Genomic DNA, 18882 nt, shown 5'->3' on the forward strand with positions numbered 1-18882 from the left:
CCATGGCACGTATCCTGATCCTGCTGGCCGTGGTGCTGGGCGTCATCTGGTGGCTGCGCGCCCGCGCCGAGGCGCGGCTGGCTGAACACCGCGCACGCCAGGCCCGCGAGGCCAGCGAGCGCACTGCCGCCGCCGGCCCGGCCGACGCCACCGCCGAACCCATGGTCCAGTGCGCCCAGTGCGGCGTGCACCTGCCGCAGGGCGAGGCCATTGCCTGGCGCGGCCTGCACTACTGCCGCCGCAGCCACCTGCCTGACGAAAGCCGGGCCGAGGGCAGCGACAGCAGCAGCGGCCCCCGCCCATGACAGAGCCGGCGTCGTCGGGCTGGCAGCGGCTGAACGCCTGGCGCGGCCTGGCCCAGCTGTGGCGCCAGCCCGAACCGCCTGACTTTCACTGGCGCCTGCTGCGCTATTTCTGCTGGACCCGTGTGGCCGTGGGCCTGCTGCTGGTCGGTTTTGCGCTGATGCGGCGCGGCGAGCCGGCCTCCGTCACCGCCATCACGAATGCGATCCCGCCCGTGCCGTTCGACCTCGGGGCCCTGGGCGGCATCGAGCACGCGGCGGCCATGACCATCGCCGTGCCCTATCTTGGCATCGCCCTGGCGATGCTGGCCGGCACGCTGTGGCGCCGGCACTTCCATCTGCGCGTGCGGGTGCAGGTGCTGGCCGACCTGGCCCTGCTGGCGCTGGTCTTCAGCGTGCTGGGGCGGGGCGGGCAGGCCGAGGGCCTGGCCATGATCTTCCTGCTGCCGGCACTGGAAGCCGGCGCGCTGACCAGCCTGCTGTTCGCGCTGTTTGCCGCGTCGATCTCCGCGCTGGTGGTGATGAGCGGGCCCTTCATGCACACCATCCTGCTGCGCCAGGCCGATGCCGGGCTGCTGGGCTCGGGCCTGTTCGGCCTGGTGTTCATGATCGCGGCGCTGCTGATGTATATGCTGGCCAACCGCCAGATCGCGCAGGAGCGCCTGGCGCTGGCGCGCGAGCAGGAGCTGCGCCTGCAGCAGCTGGTCAACCGGCTGATGGTCAACGACATGCAGGACGGCGTGATGCTGGTGCGCGCCAACGGCGCGGTGGTGGCGGCCAACCCCGCGGCGGTGGTGCTGCTGGGCGTGCAGCCGCATGAGCGCATCTACTCACGCCGGCTGGGTGGTGCGGCAGGTCAGGGCGGAGAAGCAGTGCTGTTCGACCTGCGCCGCATCCCGCGCCTGCAGCCGCTGATGGAGATGCTGCGCGACTGGCTGCACAGCAAGGACGACGTGCCGCGCATCCTGCAGCTGCTGCCGATGGCGTCCGGCACCGCGCTGGCCGACGGCACCATGCAGCACACCCGGCTGCGGCTGCGCTTTGTGCTGCCGGGGCTGGCAGGATTGCGCTCGACCATGGCGCATGGCCGCACCGTGCCGGCCACGCTGGATACCGCCGCCTGGAGCGAACTGTCGCCCGAAGCCGCCGGCCGCCTGCGCCTGGCCATCGCCCAGAACGAGGCCATGGCCTGGTCGCAGGAGGATGAGGCCCTGTTGCGCAACGAGATGCGCGACACCGTGCTGGTCCATATCGAAAGCTGGGAACGCATCGCCGAGCAGGTGCAGCAGGAAAAGCTGGCCGCCATGGGCCGGCTGGTGGCCAGCATCGCGCACCAGATCCGCAACCCGCTGGCGGCAATCAGCCAGGCCAGCGAGCTGCTGGGCGATTCCGGCCGGCGCGATCCCGCCGCGCAGGACCATGGCGGCGCCGATGTCGATATCGACGCCCGCCTGCTGCGCATCATCAACGACAACGTGCGCCGGCTGGACCAGGTGGTGTCAGACGTGCTGCAGATGTCGCGCCGCCCGCGCACCGGCCGCAGCACCGTGCACCTGGCGCAGGCGCTGCCCGAGATCGTCGAGCGCTGGCGCGCCGAAATGCGCTCGCGCCGCCCGCGCGCCGGCGAGACCCGCCCGGCGGGCCGGGCCGACATCAACGCCAATGCCATCCGGCTGACCGTGGACGTGGCCCAGCCGGTGGTGTTCGACGCCTCGCAGCTGCAGCAGGTGCTGGGCAACCTGCTGGACAACGCCTGGCGCTACTGCAGCCGGCTGCCGGGATCGATCCGGCTGCTGGCGCATGCGCTGGACCAGCACCATGCCGAGCTGATCGTCTGGAACGACGGCGCCGAAGTCGCGCGCGAGCACCAGCGCAGCCTGTTCGAACCGTTCTTCACCAGCAACGCCCAGGGCACCGGGCTGGGCCTGTTCATGGCGCGCGAGCTGTGCGGCGCCAATGACGCCCAGGTGCGCTACGGCGCCATCGCCTTGCCGGCGCTGCTCGAGCGCACCGGCATGCTGGCCGCCGCCGCGCGCGATACACTGCCGGCCAAGGCTTTCGTGCTGACGCTGCGCATCGAGAGTGCCGATGCGGCCGCCGCCTGACCTGTCCCAACCCAGCCACCACCCCATGCCACCCCGAATGTCCCGAGCGCCCGATCCCATCCTGGTCATCGACGACGAGGCCGACCTGCGCGAGCTGCTGGACATCTCGATCCGCCGCATGGGCCATGACGTGGTGCTGGCCGGCTCGCTCGCCGAGGCGCGCGAGAAGCTGGCGCAGCGCCGCTACAGCCTGGTGCTGACCGACATGCGCCTGGGCGACGGCCTGGGCATCGAGATCGTGCGCCAGCTGTCGGCCGCGCCGGAACGCATCCCGGTGGCGGTCATCACCGCCTACGGCAGCGCCGACAACGCCGTGGAAGCACTCAAGGCCGGCGCCTTCGACTACATCGCCAAGCCGGTATCGCTGGAGCAGCTGCGCAGCCTGGTGCTGAACGCGCTGGGCCGCCAGCAACGCGACAGCACCGATGCCGAAGCCGCCGCGGCCGAGCAGGCCGCCGACCGAGCCGCCGCCCTGCTGCCCGGCCATTCCGCCGCCATGCTGGAGGTGCGCCGTTCGCTGTCGCGGCTGGCGCGCAGCATGGCGCCGGTGGTGATCAGCGGCGAATCCGGCAGCGGCAAGGAGCGCGCCGCGCGCGCCATCCACGCGACCAGCGGCCGGGCCGCGCATCCGTTTATCGCCGTCAACTGCGGCGCCATCCCCGAGAACCTGATGGAGTCCGAGTTCTTCGGCCATGTCAAAGGCGCCTTCACCGGTGCCGACGGGGAGCGCGGCGGCTTCTTCCAGGCCGCCAACGGCGGCACGCTGCTGCTCGACGAGGTGGCCGACCTGCCGCTGCCGATGCAGGTCAAGCTGCTGCGCGCGCTGCAGGAGCGCCGCGTGCGCAAGATCGGCGCCAGCCGCGAAGACGCCGTCGACGTGCGCGTGATGTGCGCCAGCCACAAGGACCTGGCGGCGATGGTGTCGGCCGGGCAGTTCCGGCAGGACTTGTACTACCGCCTGAACGTGCTGGCGCTGCGCATGCCCACGCTGCGCGAGCGCGGTGAAGACATCCCGGTGCTGGCGCGCGCCATCCTGGACCACCTGGCGGTGCGCTACGGCGACCCGCGCCCCAAGCGGCTGTCGCCGGCGGCGCTGCAACGGCTGGTGGCCTATCCGTTCCCCGGCAACGTGCGCGAGCTGGAGAACCTGCTGGAGCGCGCCTACGCCTTTGCCGAGAGCGAAGAGATCGAGCTGGCCGACCTGGGCCCGCTGGACGCCGGCGCCGAGCGCGCCGGGCTGATGCATGCCCCCGCGCCGGCGATGGCGCCCACCAACTATTCCGCCCCCTGGGGCGCCGCAGGCATGTGGGCGCCGGTGCCGCCGGCCGCCGCGCCCGCGCCGGCCCCGGCAGAGCCGCCGCCCGTGGTGCCCGCCCCGGCCAGCGCGCCCGAACCCGAGCCCGCCGGCGATCCCGCCGAACGCGCCTGCCGCGGCATCGTCTTCCCGATCGACCTGCAAGCCAGGCTGGAAGCCGTGGAGCGCGAGCTGATCCTGCAGGCGCTGGCGCAGACCAACTTCAACCGCACCGCGGCCGCGCCGCTGCTGGGCCTGAACCTGCGCCAGCTGCGCTACCGTATCCAGCAACTGGGCATCCGCGAGGCCATGGACGCCGCCGAACGCAGCACCGTGGAAGGCGAGGGCACGTCATGAGCAAGCCCGAGCACCGCTATCTGCCAGAGGCCGACGGCTGGGTCCCCGCCGCGCGCCGCGTGCCGTCACCAAACTTTGACGAGCGCCCGGCCGGCATGCCGGTGGACCTGGTGGTGCTGCACAACATCAGCCTGCCGCCCGGCCAGTTCGGCAGCGGCGACATCGAGGCCTTCTTCCAGAACCGGCTCGATCCCAACAAGCACCCGTACTTTGCCACCATCCACCAGGTGCAGGTGTCCGCGCACTTCCTGGTCACGCGCGAGGGGGAGCTGGTGCAGTTTGTCCCGTGCACGCAGCGGGCCTGGCACGCCGGACAGTCCGACTTCTTCGGCCGCGCCCGCTGCAACGATTTCTCCATCGGCATCGAGATCGAGGGCTGCGACGACCTGCCGTTCACCCTGGCCCAGTACGACACCGTGGCCGCGCTGGTGCCGGCGCTGCTGGCCGCCTACCCGGTGCGCGCGATTGCCGGCCACAGCGACATCGCCCCGGGGCGCAAGACCGATCCCGGCCCGCATTTCGACTGGGCACGCTTTGCCAGGCAGGCCGGCGTGGCGCCCGGCATGTTGCCCTACCAGTGCCCTGGCGCGGCTGGCCAGGTGACGAATCCTTAACCTCATTCCCCATCCCCGTGCGCCCCGTTCCGGCGCACATGCCCTGCCTCGGGGTGGGGCTATCGCAACCTCGCAACAATCAAAAAAATTTTTGTGAAATGTGCAGTTGCGAACGGTCTGGCGAAAACCCTTGCGAGTATTAGGCTTGCGGGCATGTGGCGCTGCCGCATCGGCGCAACCGCCCCCGAAATAGCGCTTGTCAAGACTGGTCATTCGGATTCGTTTCACTATACTTAGCCCAGTTTCACGCGTCACACACTATATCTAGTAGTCCAACCGGGGAGCCGGCCCCAAGGGTGAGTCAGGGATCACGAAGTTCGTGCATCGTCTCGAAACCGCCCGCTAAGGCCAGCGAATCACAAGAGTCCCTGGCGAAATGTTCACGTAAAGGCAGTCTGTCCGCCCCCGACCTCACGCCGGGAGGGACGTTCTTTTCGCCGCATTTCGCCAGGGACTCTTTTGTCTCTTATTTCCAGGGTAAAAACAGGAGTTCTCATGCAAACGGCCCAGAACGAAATCACCACGGGTGGCGCCGCCGCCGGTATTGCACCGACCGCGCAGCAGACCCCCGCCAACGCCGCCAATACGAACTACCCGGATCACAAGATCATTCGACGCAACGGCGCCGTGGTGGCTTTCGAGCCGTCCAAGATCGCCGTTGCCATGACCAAGGCCTTCCTCGCCGTGAACGGCGGGCAGGGCGCCGCGTCCGCGCGTGTGCGCGAGATCGTCGAGCAACTGACTGACAACGTCGTGCGCGCACTGGTGCGCAGCCGCCCCAACGGCGGCGCCATCCATATCGAAGACGTGCAGGACCACGTGGAACTGGCGCTGATGCGCTCGGGCGAGCATGAAGTGGCCCGCGCCTACGTGCTGTACCGCGAGAAGCGCAAGGACGAGCGCGCCCAGGCCAACGCCCAGGCCGTGGCCCGCGTGCAGGAAGGCGGCATCTCGGTCAACGTGACCGATGGCGGCGTCACGCACGTGCTGGACATCGCCGCGCTGCATGACCTGATCGACAACGCCTGCAGCGGCCTTGGCAACGCAGTGAGCGCCGAGCCGATCCTGAAGGAAACCCTGAAGAACCTGTACGAAGGCGTGCCGATGACGCAGGTGTACGACTCCGCCATCCTGGCCGCGCGTACCCTGATTGAAAAGGACCCGAACTACAGCCAGGTCACCGCCCGTATCCTGCTGCACACGATCCGCAAGGAAATCCTGGGTGCCGAAGTGACCCAGGGCGAGATGTCCAGCCGCTACGCCGAGTACTTCCCCAAGTTCATCGCCCGCGGCATCGAAGCCGAGCTGCTGGACGAAAAGCTGGCCACCTTCGACCTGGCCCGCCTGGGCGCCGCGCTGGACGCCGGCCGCGACTTCCAGTTCAACTACCTGGGCCTGCAGACCCTGTACGACCGCTACTTCCTGCATATCGATGAAACCCGCATCGAAATGCCGCAGGCCTTCTTCATGCGCGTGGCCATGGGCCTGGCGCTGAACGAGAAGGACCGCGAAGCGCGCGCCATCGAGTTCTACCAGCTGCTGTCGTCGTTCGACTTCATGTCGTCCACGCCGACCCTGTTCAACTCCGGCACCCGCCGCTCGCAGCTGTCGTCGTGCTACCTGACCACCGTCTCCGACGACCTGGAAGGCATCTACGAAGCGCTGAAGGAAAACGCGCTGCTGTCCAAGTTCGCCGGCGGCCTGGGCAATGACTGGACCAACGTGCGCGCACTCGGCTCGCACATCAAGGGCACCAACGGCAAGTCGCAAGGCGTGGTCCCGTTCCTGAAGGTGGTCAACGACACCGCCGTGGCCGTGAACCAGGGCGGCAAGCGCAAGGGCGCCGTCTGCGCCTACCTGGAAACGTGGCACCTGGACATCGAAGAGTTCCTGGAACTGCGCAAGAACACCGGCGACGACCGCCGCCGCACCCACGACATGAACACGGCCAACTGGATCCCGGACCTGTTCATGAAGCGCGTGATGGAAGGCGGCGAATGGACCCTGTTCTCGCCCGCCACCTGCCCGGACCTGCACGACAAGGTCGGCAAGGAATTCGAGAAGGCCTACCTGGGCTATGAAGCCAAGGCCGCCAGCGGCGAACTGAAGCTGTTCAAGAAGCTGCCCGCGCTGCAACTGTGGCGCAAGATGCTGGGCATGCTGTTCGAGACCGGCCACCCGTGGATCACCTTCAAGGATCCGTGCAACATCCGCAGCCCGCAGCAGCACGTGGGCGTGGTGCACAGCTCCAACCTGTGCACGGAAATCACGCTCAACACCAATGAGAGCGAGATCGCCGTCTGCAACCTGGGCTCGGTCAACCTGGTCGCCCACATGGCGAAGCAGGCCGACGGCACCTACGCGCTGGATCACGCCAAGCTGCAGAAGACCGTGCGCACCGCCATGCGCATGCTCGACAACGTGATCGACATCAACTACTACGCCGTGGACAAGGCGCGCAATTCCAACCTGCGCCACCGTCCGGTCGGCATGGGCATCATGGGCTTCCAGGACTGCCTGCACGTGCTGCGCACGCCGTATTCCAGCGACGCCGCCGTCAAGTTTGCCGATACCTCGATGGAAGCGGTGTGCTACTACGCCTACCAGGCTTCGACCGAGCTGGCCGAAGAGCGCGGCCGCTACAGCACCTATGAAGGCTCGCTGTGGGATCGTGGCATCCTGCCGCAAGACTCGCTCAAGCTGCTGGCCGAAGAGCGCGGCGGCTACCTGGAAGTGGACCTGTCCAGCACGATGGACTGGGACGCGCTGCGCGCCCGCATCAAGCAGCACGGCATGCGCAACTCGAACTGCATCGCGATCGCCCCGACCGCGACCATTTCGAACATCATCGGCGTGTCGGCCTGCATCGAGCCGACCTTCCAGAACCTGTACGTCAAGTCCAACCTGTCGGGCGAGTTCACCGTGGTCAACGACTACCTGGTGCGCGACCTGAAGGAACGCGGCCTGTGGGACGAGGTGATGGTTGCCGACCTGAAGTACTTCGACGGCTCGCTGTCGCGCATCGACCGCATCCCGCAAGACCTGCGCGACATCTACGCCACCGCGTTCGAAGTGGAGCCGACCTGGCTGGTGGAAGCCGCCAGCCGCCGCCAGAAGTGGATCGACCAGGCCCAGTCCCTGAACATCTACATGGCCGGCGCCTCGGGCAAGAAGCTGGACGATACCTACAAGCTGGCCTGGCTGCGCGGCCTGAAGACCACCTACTACCTGCGCACCATGGCTGCGACCCACGTGGAGAAGTCCACCGTGTCGCGCGGCTCGCTGAACGCAGTGTCGTCGGGCAGCGACAGCGGCTCCGCCCTGGACGCAGCCGCCGCATCGGCCCCGGCTATGCCGGAAGCCGAAGGCGCGGTCTGCACGATGCGCCCGGGCGACCCCGGCTTCGAAGAGTGCGAAGCCTGCCAATAACGTAAGAGAGTAAAAGCCACCCTCGGTTTGCTCCCCTCTCCCGCTTGCGGGAGAGGGGCGGGGGTGAGGGCCGGCGCCACCACGAAGTGAAGCGTCAAATCCGACCAAACCGCCGCCCCCAAATCGAATCACGGAGAACCACATCATGCTGAGCTGGGACGACGACGTTCAAGCCACCCCGCAGGCCGCACCGCAGCCTGCCCTGCAACCCGCTGCTGCTGCCGCCACGGCCGACCAGCAAGGCGTTCTGCCGCCGGCCGCCACGCAGCCCGGCATCCTGGGCAACAACCCCAACGCCGCCGCCGCGCAAAGCAACCGCCGCGTCAACGCCGCCGACAAGCGCGTGATCAACGGCTCGACCGACGTCAACCAGCTGGTCCCGTTCAAGTACAAGTGGGCGTGGGAAAAATACCTGGCCGGCTGCGCCAACCACTGGATGCCGCAGGAAATCAACATGTCCCGCGACATCGCCCTGTGGAAAGACCCCAACGGCCTGACCGAGGACGAGCGCCGCATCATCAAGCGCAACCTCGGCTTCTTCGTCACCGCCGACTCGCTGGCCGCCAACAACATCGTGCTGGGCACCTACCGCCAGATCACCGCGCCGGAATGCCGCCAGTACCTGCTGCGCCAGGCCTTTGAAGAGGCCATCCACACCCACGCATACCAGTACATCGTGGAGTCCCTCGGCCTGAACGAAGCCGAGATCTTCAACGCGTACCACGAAGTGCAGTCGATCCGCGACAAGGACGAGTTCCTGATCCCGTTTATCGACACGCTGACGGATCCGTCGTTCAAGACCGGCACGCCGGAAAACGACCAGAAGCTGCTGAAGAGCCTGATCGTGTTCGCCTGCATCATGGAAGGGCTGTTCTTCTATGTGGGCTTTACGCAGATCCTGGCGATGGGCCGGCAGAACAAGATGACTGGGGCTGCTGAGCAGTACCAGTACATCCTGCGTGATGAGTCGCTGCACTGCAATTTTGGTATCGACCTGATCAACCAGATCAAGCTGGAGAATCCGCATCTGTGGACGGCGGAATTCAAGGCTGAGATTACTGAGTTGTTCAAGAAGGCGGTGGACCTGGAGTATCGCTATGCGGAGGATACGATGCCGCGTGGGGTGTTGGGGTTGAATGCGCCGATGTTTAAGGGGTATCTGCGGTTCATTTGCAATCGGCGTTGCCAGCAGATTGGGTTGGATCAGTTGTTCGCGAATGAGGAGAATCCGTTCCCGTGGATGAGCGAGATGATTGACTTGAAGAAGGAGCGGAACTTCTTTGAGACGCGGGTTATTGAGTATCAGACGGGTGGGGCGTTGAGCTGGGATTGAGGGTGGTTGGATTGTGAGAAAAATGGGAGCCGATGGGCTCCCATTTTTTTTGCATTTTCAGGACTTGATACCACTTTCGGGGGATGACGGTACCCGTCTGGGAATGAAAGAATACTCCTTGCTCGTGCAGGTATTCCAACAAATAAGAATCCACTGGAATCAATTTGGGCCACATCGGCCTGATTGGCAGTAGAGAAGAGGGGTCAAATGATTTCAGTAGCCCGGTTCTGCAACAGGCCGGAGCGATTCAACACGCTCCTGGCCGCGTTCCTCACAGTACTTTCCATCACGACGGGCACGCCGGCATCCGCTCTCGCCAGGGAGGCCAGCGACGCCGCAATGGTGCTAGTCCAACAGCGGCAACTAGGCGATGGCATGACGGCGCTTGCCGAGGCAGTCGCGAAGAAGACTGTCACCTATGCCAGTATCGAGAAATCAGTTGGCGCCTCCAAGGCGCAATCGTTGCTGTCCGCTGAACTGCGGAAGCTACAGTCGAAATATCAGCCGCAATGGAACCAGAATCTGGCGCAAACCTATGCGGAGACTTTCTCCGCCGATGAGTTGCGCTCGCTGACGGCTGACGGCAGGTCGTCAAAGGTCTTCGTCAAGCTGACGGAGAAGCAGAACGATATTGGCCGCAGTGTGCGTGCGCGGTCTTCGGATCTGCTTAAGAGCTTTGTGTCGGAGGCATTGTCGGCGGCGCTTAGCCAAGCGTCGGCGAGTTCCTGAGTTTGGGCGCCGGGTTGTGGAGGAGGCGGGACCCGTGCAGCACGGAGCCCCATGCTGCTGCGGTTGCTGATAGGCAGAGAGAGAATACGATGAAGATCAAGAGTGTACGGATCGAGAACTTTCGCAGTTTCCAGGACGCAACTGTTGTGCTTAACCGGTACTCATGTTTCGTAGGGCCGAATGGCGCGGGCAAATCCACGATATTGGCGGCCCTAAATGTGTTCTTTCAGGAGCGTGCCACTTCGGCTACTGACATTAGTAAGCTCATCGACGAGGACTATTTCTGCAAGAACACCGCTGCTCCAATTAGGATTACGCTGACCTTCGACGACTTGAACCAGGCAGCACAGAGTGATCTGGCTGCCTACGTCCGACAGAATGAACTCGTCGTCACGGCGGAAGCCATATTCGATCCTGCCAGTGGCGCTGGTGTGGTAAGGCACTATGGACAACGGCTCGGCATGGATGAGTTTCGCGCCTTCTTCGAGGCGGACAAGGCCGGGGCGAAGGCGCCTGAGTTGGGCCAGATCTATGATGAGTTGCGGGCCAGATTTGCTGAATTGCCAAATGTCCGTTCGAAAGACGATAAGGCGCAAGCCCTGCGGAGCTACGAGGCTGATCACGCGGGGCTATGCAGGCTGATTCCCAGCGCCGATGACTTCTACGGGGTCAACAGTACAGGCAAGCTGGCGCGCTACGTCCAGTGGGTGTATGTGCCTGCGGTTAAGGATGCGGGTGAGGAAGGCCTTGAAGCAAAGAACACGGCCCTTGGCAAGCTCATCGCGCGGGCGGTAAGAGCCCGATCCAACTTCGACGCTGAGTTGGAGGCATTGAAGGCGGACACACTAGCGCGCTATCAGGGACTCCTCGACCGCAATCAGGCCAGTCTGACCGACATTTCAAAGTCACTGCAGCGACGGCTTGAATCGTGGGCACATCCTAACGTACGGCTGGGCATGGAGTGGCTGTCGGATCCAAATAAGTCGGTGGTTGTTCAACCGCCTATTGCTGGCATCAAGACTGGTGACAGCGACTTCATTGGTAGTCTCGCACGCATGGGGCACGGCCTGCAGAGATCGTACTTGTTAGCCTTGCTTCAAGAGCTCGCTGCCTCTGACGCGCCGGATGCCCCAACGCTGCTCCTAGGGTGCGAAGAGCCGGAGTTGTATCAACATCCCCCGCAGGCACGGCATTTGTCCGACGTCTTCAGTGAACTTGCTACCGCCAACAACCAGATTCTCGTCACGACTCATTCCCCCCTGTTTGTCACCGGGGACGGCTTTGAGAATGCGCGAATTGTGCAGCAGCGAAATCGCGATGCCGGATCCCAAGTCAAGGCTTTGACTTTCGCGAACCTGTGCGCTCGCGTGCGCGCGGTCCTGGGCGATGACGTACGGCGCCCGACTGCCGGTTTGGTCGCGAAAATCCATCAGGCCTTGCAGCCTGGAATCTCCGAGATGTTCTTCGCGCGGGTTCCAGTGCTTGTCGAAGGGCTGGAAGATGTTTCCTACATCACGACAGAGCTGCATCTGGCGAACCGCTGGTCGGAGTTTCGCCGCCTGGGCTGCCACCTGATCCCAGTAAACGGAAAGGACAAACTCATTCAGCCACTGGCGATTGCCGTAGAGCTTGGACTCCCGGTGTTCGTCGTATTCGACGCGGACGGCGACACGCAGCGGCCGGAGCACCGGGCCAAACACGAGCGCGACAATCGGGCACTTGGGGCCTTGCTTGGTCACGCACATCCGTTGTTCCCGGATGCTTGCATCGTCGGTGAGAACCATGCGATCTGGCCAACCAACCTTGGGGGCGTTATTAAGGCAGACTTTGCGGAGCACTACGAACCGTTCGTGAATGCTGCGCGGGCGAGGTATGGGAATGAAGGCGGACTCGATAAGCAAGATCTGTTCATTGCTGATTGGCTGTCAGCAGCCCGTGAGGCAGGTCATTCATCGCCGACACTTCAGCGGCTGTGCGCGGCAATTCTTGAGTTCGGGAGGATGGTGTGAATGCCAAGTTGGCCGAGAAGCATTCATCGGGCGCCGATGAATGGAATGACCACGTTCAGCTTCTGCCATTCGATAAGCAGAACATGGTCGTCTGAAAATCGCCAGCCTTCGGTCAGTAAGGCGACCTAGCGGAAGTGCGCTTCGAGTCTGTTTTACGTCAGCGGCCAGTCCATCCTGGCGGGTAAGCCGGCGTAGGGAATTTCGCTCGCAAGGATTCGCGAATCGACTGCTCGTTCTCGATCGCACGCCGTCGCCGGGCCTCCACCTTCTGAAGATCGGATGCTGGCGCTGACAACGCACCTAGAGCACGCTTAGCGATATCCCAGGAGGGCTCCAGCAAGGGCGGCACGCTGTCGACGATTATCAAAAGGTTTTGCCTAGCTTCTGCAGCCGTCTGTGGGGTTAGGCTGCACGCAAGCCGGATGAGCGTTTTTGCCAGAAGCGTGCAAGTGAAGTCTTCTTGTAACTTCTCCTGGACCAACTTCGCATACTTGTCGTCCAGCCACTCCCCTACCTCGATAAGTCCATACAACAGAACAGGCGATGCCTCGCGGATCTGCGCCAGCCAGTTCGCCAGCAAACCGGACCTTTCCCCCTTGTCCAGCAAGGCGGTCCATGCGGAACGCGCCCACGCCGCGTGTTCGTCCAGCTTCAAATCCAGCATCAGCGCGAAGAACGCATTCAACTTCTCTTCTGGCAGTTCTTCAATCACACGGTCGATCGCCGCAATGTCTCGCGCTTGATAGAGCCACCGGAATGCAGACTCGAAGCAAGCGTGTTCGGGCCGCGCGCCAATCCATTCAATCAACTTCCGGGTGACCGGCGACCGTTCGCCGCCGATCGCGATTCGAGAAAAGACGCCATAGTACTTGGTTGCAACCAGTAGACAGGCGGATGTCAAATCTTCGCCAAGTGTCCGTATCAGTTCCTCCGCCGACAAGGTGTCAATAGGTACCTCACCGATTCCTGGCACCGCCTCTTGAATCGCAAGGGGTACGGTCTTGCGGACAAGCGCTGCCGCTCGCAACCAGATGATGTCCTTACTGTCTTCACGTAACATTCTGCAAACGCCGGCCTGCTCGTCGTCTTGCAGATGAGGCCACGCATCTACAAGGTGGGCGATGAAGGTCATGCGCGCCCCGGTGTTGGTTAGCCCCATGAGCTGCCCGAGTATCGGCGCGCGCAATTGCGGATGGTCGCGCGTGGCGTCAACCAAAAGGGGAACCAGGTAAAGATCATAATCACCCGGCGCATGCTTTTCAGACGTTTCCATCATCGCCAATCTTGCTGCCCAGGACGTTAAGAGCGGCACAAGAGACTCCGATTCCCCTGCGGCGATGGCATTTTCGACAGCATTGGCCAGTCGCCCGTTGTCGAAGGTCACGGATGGCGGCAGCACATCCATGGCTGCAGGTGTCAGCAGCGCAAACAAGTCCCAAGGCGGATTTTTCCCGAACCTCTCAACCCGATCAAAGAGCACCAACTCCAGAAATGCCGCCGTCGCCGATCCGGCGCTACCAAGGTGTCCCAAAAGAAGCTTTAATAGGGCTTCACGACGATTTGAATCCGCCCCCCTCCAGCTTCGTGCAACGCCGTGCAAAGCACCGACAGTCACTGCGGGGCTTCTGTCGCGTTCCACGCGCTGCCGAATGTCGGCGTCGGCGGCGCAATCCCGCGACATGGCAAGCCAAGCTTCCACCGCGACGGCGCGAATGGCACTCAGGTCCGAGCTGAGTAGATGCTGGCAAAGCGTGGGCGTGATTCGATCTGCGTTCGATTCAAGATACCGGCAGATGTCCCGCGACCGTTCCAGCCCCAGATCGAGCGCGACACCATTTTCGATAGCATCGAGGAATGGCTTGATTTCTGCCTCCGATGCCCTTCCAAACACGCGACCAAAGTAGTCGGACCCCAGTTCTCCATCAACAATGTATGCCCCACCGTCGAAGCTCGCCATCTCTGAAAGGGGCGCGGTGACCCACCTGGTCCATATCGGGATTGCCTCATGCTGTTCCTGCGTCAACTCTGCGAGATTGTTCATCAGGTATGCAAAGCAGATGTCTCGGGTGGCAGGAAATATGGAGCGCAGTCCGAACACAGCCAAATCGATCGCAAAGGGCTCGGGACGCCCTGCCTCCTTCACAAGACTGCCAATCCAGGGAAGATTCGACGCCGCCGCCTTTGAAGTCGTCGCCTGCAGGCAACTTATGGCTCGTTCCGTTACTGAACGTGTCACAGCGATGGATTCGGACGTTTCGGGTGCAACCAGTTGTTGCGCAGTGGCCCGGAAATAGGGATGAGTGAAGTTCAGCGCTGCCGAATTCGCGTCAATGAAACGATGCCGCTCAAGCGTCGTCTTGAGATGCCGGCATTCCGGACTCAGCTCATGCGGGCGCGCATAGGCCGGTGCCGGCTCTGCCGGGCTTTCCGAAGCGGGGGCCATCGTGACAGACACATGGTCATGCTTTCGCAGACCCGCTCGTTCGCCTTTTCCCTCCAAGACGTAGGCCAGCTCCGTCTCCTGCACCGCCGTCGCCGAGTCCGTTGCAATCGCCAAGCCAATCAGTAATGCCTCCATCCCCGAATGGGAGGCAGCAAGCTCACGCCCGAGCGTGGTAGCAGACATATGGGCGCGCAACAGAATTTCGTCCACAGAGGCCTGTGCATGCATTCCGGCCGCCTGTGTGGCGAGAAACTCTAGCGCGCCCGGCTCCCGAAATGATGGATCAATGGATATCAGCCCCTGTATCCGCTCTCTCATAGTGGCCGGGACATCATGCTGCTCACATGCTGCACTCCAAAGCCTGCTGGCGAACTCGGCGCCTGGTTCGGACAGGGCAATCCATTCGATGCCATCCTGTCTGCACGCTGCAAGAGTTTGGCGCCGATAATAGCTCAGCACGGGCTCCTGCACCTGGGCCACGATCAGTCTGCGACCGCTCGGCAATCGCTTGACTAGCGAGATCAGACCCGCCACCACTTCTCCCGCCTTTGACGACAACATCCTGTCCCCAAGCGGATCGTCCAGGAGAAATGCGCGTTCGCTCTTCGTGGGAGCGGTCAGATACCGGTCTGCCTCCCCCACATCGTTGCCGACCCGCACTTCAAAGCCATTCTTCTGAAGCTGTGCCGCCAGCCAGCGTGCGGTCCATGTCTTGCCTGCTCTTGGTGGTCCAGAAAGACATATGGCGCCGTTCTTCCGCAGCCGCTCAAGCAGGTCCTCCTCCTGACCGCGCATGAGATACTGGCCCGAGACAACCGAAGGCGGCGCCAGTTCGTCCAGCACCATACGAAAGTCGCCAAGTGAGTCGGATTGCGTGTCTTTGGAGCGTTCTACGGCCTTGGCAAGACTCGCGATGCCATCTCGTAAGCGATCGGTGGGTACCCGATGTGATTCTCGCAAGATCGCCTGCAAACGAACTTCAATGCCGGCGGTCGTCTGCATGTCATGGATCAAGACCTTCTTGATGCCGCGCCGCAAGTCATCGATCGACATCCGTGCAACCGCTTGGAGATGCGTGCTGCGCTTCTTGTCAAGCCGGCCGGGCTTGCTAGCGGTGTCAATCTGCTTCGCCGCATTGGCCGCAATCCTTCCAAGCTCTTGGCGAACGTCCTGAACGAGACGATCTACATTGCCTGAGCGTTCCTCGGTTAGCTCACGTGTCGACCAGTCCGGAGGCAGCAGCAAAGGCTGCAGCGCATCGGACCCGCGCGCGGAAACGCTAAACAATGCGCTGAGGCAGGGGTCCGAGACCAAACGCTCAATAAGGGTATTCTTGTCCTTGTACGCGGGAAAATGCACGAGGAATTCGGTTAGTCTCGCCACATCAAACGTGCCAGTCTCTCCCTTCACCTGAATTTCGACGCACCATGGTTCAGTCCCGACAGCGCTAGGAAGTGTCAATCTTCCATCTTCGCCGCCCTTTGGTTCTCCAATGAGAGCCGCACCTTGGAGATCCAGAGCCCGTAGGCCCAGCTCCGTGCAAACGAGATCTTGGAATTCGAATTTTTTCGGTGCAGTAATCGCGTACGACATAGATTCCCAATCAAGGAGCGGACAAAGCCGCCGGAACATATCCGTGGCAAGCAGGGAAAAACAGGATACCGTCGTATAACGTCAAGTGGGTGAACCGTATGCACCCTACTTTTGGGGGCCCACCACACCAGCGCCGACGAGATCCACTATTTCATTTCTGGAAGGCGTATATCTTGGGTGGCAGTGAACAGCGCGGGGTCGGCTCTAGAGACCTGATCGCCATCCGAAAGGCGTCGCGCACTCAGGTTCGGTCGCATCCAACGCCGATTTCAAGGCACTGACGATCAAGTTGCCGCCGCAGGCCGCCGGCGATACCTACCTACTGCCCTGAAACCTCAACGTCCTGAGGCCCCGAGAGGGCTAGGTTGCTATCGCCTCCCTGGTTCGGCAGCGCGGGCAGCATGCTGCAAGGCTGTGATACGGTGACGGCAAAATACTCCTGACCTTTCCTATGACCGATACGCGAAGGAAATCAACCCCACTTGCTGACTGGCAGATGGCATTTGTCGCGAAATACCTGGCGGACGATGGGCAGCGGGCCCGCCTTATATCGGGTCCCGGAATGGGAAAGACGTCCGTTGCACAGTACACCGGACACGAACTGCTCCGATTGAAGCGCAATAGCAATATGCTGGTCATCAGCCCGTATCGGGCGCTCGTGCAGCAATGGCGCGTCGCGGGCGAGGAACGGGGCGTAGCGTTCGTCGATAGCGCGGAGCACCTTAAAGATACCGGCGGAAGTGGAATCGCTGTATCAGCTCAGCAGGTGCTGCACTCTGAGCTCGGATCGTCTCTCATTGAACTGGGTAGAGCCGCGAGTTTTTTCATAGTTGTCGACGACGCGCACGACGCAGAGCCGCATCTGGTCGCCTATATCGAGCGTTTGCTTGCTGCCAACCCCAAGTCGCGATCCCTAGCTCTCTTCCAGCTGTATGGCGCGCGCGGGCCCGATCACTGGGACGATTTTATTGGGTCTGAGTATTTCTTCGAGCCTCGATCGATCTTGCTGCCAGAGTCGCGGCTTGAGGTAGCTCGACTTTCACCAAGCCATTCCGTCCTTCAGACGCTGCTGGCACGATCAGGCAATATTGACGACCTGCACTGGCGCCAGTTTGAGAGGCTGATCGCAGAACTTCTGGAGGCGGACGGGTACGAGGTCGAACTGATGGAAGGTACGAAGGACGGTGGTGTAGATGTGATCGCGATCAAGGACCTTGGCCCCCTGGGCCTCTTCAAGACGCTCTGGCAAGCAAAGAAGAAACAAGTGGGAAACAAGGTTGGACTGTCCATTGTGCGGGAATTGGCCGATACCAGGGATGAGTTTGGCGCGTCGAAGGCTTTCGTCGTCACCAGCACTTTCTTGACGCGAGGTGCCGCCCAGCGAATCCAGCGGGATCGCTATCAATTAGGAAAAGTCGATCGCGACGATTTGGACTTATGGATCGACAGAATCCGCCGCGGAAGATAGCGCTATCGTCTTGAAGGCGTTCAGAATCGCTCTGACCGATGGCCGCACAATCTTGAAGGGAACAGCTGTTGCATCGACCGGTTGAATCTGCAGTCGGTAGCCGCCTTTCGCCATCGTCCAGGCGAACGGCGGTTCGTCGGTAAACGCCTTACTCCGATTCCACACTAACGAACTCACTTACGTCTGCACGGCTACTGGAGAGCCGACGAGCAAAGTTCCGGGAGCTAGCGTAGCCCATGAGGGCACCCATTTAGAGAGGTGCAGCTGGATTGCTCGGCGACTGACGGGAAGCATGACGGTTCCGCGGTGCCTCTGCGAGGAATATGTCACCCATCCGCATCGTTGAGCTAGTGTGGCTCACCGGTCAAGCTGACAGTGTGCCTTTATCTGCACTGCACCTCAATGGACTAACAGGCCGAGACGCTGTCGTACGCACCAGTGTTGGGCGATCACTACTTCGTTGATCCCCTGCGGCTGTCTGTTGTCGCTGGCAGGGATTGGGGGATCCGCAGCAATGCATCTACGAATCCCTTCCCACTGCGGCTATTCCGAGGAAATTACGACAACCTTATTCCGTACTTCCACCTTGAGCGCTTGCCCGATTCTGAAGCCTGCCCGTTCCAACCATACCCCACCTAACCGAATCCATGGAACGCATCGCATCCCGCTATAGCGGTTACCTTCAGCTGCCTTGACGCGGAAATGCCTGTAACTGGTCGTGAATGTGCGCACGTGCGCAGTGGAAGATATCTTCCGCATAGCGAACTCCTAATTCAAAACTTGGATTCGCCCGTGCAAACTGGGCGGCCGGGCACTTGAACACCGCCCGCAGATCGGCCCGCATGTTTCCCCTTTCGGGTCTTGTATCGATGCGCGCTGCCCGGCCTTAGCAGAAAGCTATGGAAGACGCGCCACGGCTGTCGGACGTGGCAACGCTGCAGGGGGTGTGTTCAGCACCATGGGCAAGCCTACGCGTCACGCGCATGTCGGGGAATGAGACGAGTCTAAGTTCGCAGACCTTGATGAGCCCATAGCCCTCGCACTCGCCGGGAGAGAAAGGGGATGATCTATTTCAAGATCAGGAAGAAAGGGGACAGAGCCATTTCAAGATCAGAAATAGATCTGTCCCCTTTTCCGTCCCCGCGATGCTGTTCAGACAGGGGATGGCCGCTGCGTGATCTGCCGATGGGCTAGGCGGATGAGGAG

General features: G+C 62.4%; 11 protein-coding genes. 9 read left to right on the forward strand and 2 right to left on the reverse strand.

What is annotated here, in order from left to right:
- Positions 1 to 2: 2 nt before the first annotated feature.
- The 8 genes from AC3WRI_RS20275 (at position 3) to AC3WRI_RS20310 (ending at position 12172) form a co-directional block, all read left to right on the forward strand.
- On the forward strand, positions 3 to 305 hold the full coding sequence (locus tag AC3WRI_RS20275; protein WP_010814735.1) for a PP0621 family protein: 303 nt from the start codon (positions 3 to 5) through the stop codon (positions 303 to 305).
- Entirely contained in the window at positions 302 to 2407 is a 2106-nt protein-coding gene (locus AC3WRI_RS20280) for a sensor histidine kinase (RefSeq protein ID WP_492293925.1), read from the forward strand. Before AC3WRI_RS20275 ends, AC3WRI_RS20280 begins: the two co-directional genes overlap by 4 nt.
- 25 nt (positions 2408 to 2432) lie before the next feature.
- Positions 2433 to 4058, forward strand: a complete 1626-nt coding sequence (locus AC3WRI_RS20285; protein WP_193385846.1) for a sigma-54-dependent transcriptional regulator — start codon at positions 2433 to 2435, stop codon at positions 4056 to 4058.
- Positions 4055 to 4672, forward strand: coding sequence for a 1,6-anhydro-N-acetylmuramyl-L-alanine amidase AmpD (gene ampD, locus AC3WRI_RS20290; protein WP_011616073.1), 618 nt, complete (start codon positions 4055 to 4057; stop codon positions 4670 to 4672). Before AC3WRI_RS20285 ends, ampD begins: the two co-directional genes overlap by 4 nt.
- A gap of 495 nt (positions 4673 to 5167) precedes the next feature.
- Positions 5168 to 8101 carry a ribonucleoside-diphosphate reductase subunit alpha gene (locus AC3WRI_RS20295; RefSeq protein ID WP_492293927.1) on the forward strand — a complete coding sequence of 978 codons (2934 nt, stop codon included), beginning with the start codon at positions 5168 to 5170 and terminating at the stop codon, positions 8099 to 8101.
- Positions 8102 to 8246: 145 nt separating this feature from the next.
- Positions 8247 to 9434, forward strand: coding sequence for a ribonucleotide-diphosphate reductase subunit beta (locus AC3WRI_RS20300; RefSeq protein ID WP_492293929.1), 1188 nt, complete (start codon positions 8247 to 8249; stop codon positions 9432 to 9434).
- Between the two features lie 207 nt (positions 9435 to 9641).
- Positions 9642 to 10163 (forward strand): DUF2059 domain-containing protein, encoded by a 522-nt coding sequence (locus AC3WRI_RS20305; protein ID WP_492293931.1) that lies wholly within the window; start codon positions 9642 to 9644, stop codon positions 10161 to 10163.
- Positions 10164 to 10252: 89 nt separating this feature from the next.
- A complete protein-coding gene (locus AC3WRI_RS20310; protein WP_492293933.1) occupies positions 10253 to 12172 on the forward strand; it encodes an AAA family ATPase in 1920 nt (639 codons plus the stop codon).
- Positions 12173 to 12329: 157 nt separating this feature from the next.
- Here the strand turns inward: AC3WRI_RS20310 and AC3WRI_RS20315 are convergent, their stop codons facing one another.
- Positions 12330 to 16208, reverse strand: a complete 3879-nt coding sequence (locus AC3WRI_RS20315; RefSeq protein WP_492293934.1) for an nSTAND3 domain-containing NTPase — start codon at positions 16206 to 16208, stop codon at positions 12330 to 12332.
- Between the two features lie 451 nt (positions 16209 to 16659).
- Here AC3WRI_RS20315 and AC3WRI_RS20320 point away from each other — a divergent pair, with 451 nt between their 5' ends.
- Positions 16660 to 17676: a restriction endonuclease gene (locus AC3WRI_RS20320; protein ID WP_492293936.1), complete on the forward strand. Its 1017-nt coding sequence runs from the start codon at positions 16660 to 16662 to the stop codon at positions 17674 to 17676.
- Between the two features lie 543 nt (positions 17677 to 18219).
- On the opposite strand, the gene AC3WRI_RS20325 is transcribed toward AC3WRI_RS20320, so the two are convergent.
- Positions 18220 to 18435: a SymE family type I addiction module toxin gene (locus tag AC3WRI_RS20325; protein WP_492293937.1), complete on the reverse strand. Its 216-nt coding sequence runs from the start codon at positions 18433 to 18435 to the stop codon at positions 18220 to 18222.
- Positions 18436 to 18882 lie beyond the last annotated feature (447 nt).

It is taken from the genome of Cupriavidus sp. FW305-27, from assembly GCF_058787995.1.